Genomic DNA, 511 nt, shown 5'->3' with positions numbered 1-511 from the left:
TATCTGATCGCCGGCGCGGTTTCTTCCTCCCTGAACCGCATGCAGACTTGCCGCTTCGGACACCCTGAGGCGGTTTTTTTCGCCCGCTCGAGCATCGCCAGGTCTGACGATGCCGCGCCGACCAGGCCGCGCACGTCGAGCTGCAGCATCGCCATTGCCGACGATGGCACAAGGTCGCCGGCGGTGACCACCGACCTCGAGCTGGCATCGCCACATCCGGCGATGCGCGCCGGCGTCGACCATCGCCAGGTCTGACGATGGCGGCCGCCCTACCCTGGATCTCGCATCGCCATTTCTGGCGATGAGATCCACGGAGCGGCCATTTAAGCTGCGGCTGGGGCCACTACCAAAAATTTAGAATATAAAGGTTACCTTTGTATGTCCGGCCAAATTGAAAGCCGATCTTGATCGCTATGCTTCGTTGCATGCGCAAACCTACGGCGACGCGACCGACGCCGCCGCATTGATTCCCTACATGCTAGAAGCATTTATTGCGGGAGATCGCGGTTTT

At 60.1% G+C, this 511-nt stretch carries 2 protein-coding genes; both read left to right on the top strand.

Annotated features, from left to right (window positions below; genetic code table 11):
- On the top strand, positions 1–255 hold a 255-nt coding region (locus tag RMZ43_RS36095; protein ID WP_428851044.1), incomplete at its 5' end, for a hypothetical protein.
- 106 nt (positions 256–361) lie between these two features.
- A partial coding sequence (locus RMZ43_RS36090) for a DUF2274 domain-containing protein (protein WP_428851045.1) occupies positions 362–511 on the top strand: 150 nt, incomplete at its 3' end.

Origin of the sequence: Nostoc sp. CmiVER01 (assembly GCF_034531135.2) — a bacterium.
Taxonomy (GTDB): Bacteria; Cyanobacteriota; Cyanobacteriia; order Cyanobacteriales; family Nostocaceae; genus Nostoc.
Note: the sequence above shows the minus strand (reverse complement) of the source record. Positions and strands in the feature narration are given on the sequence as shown.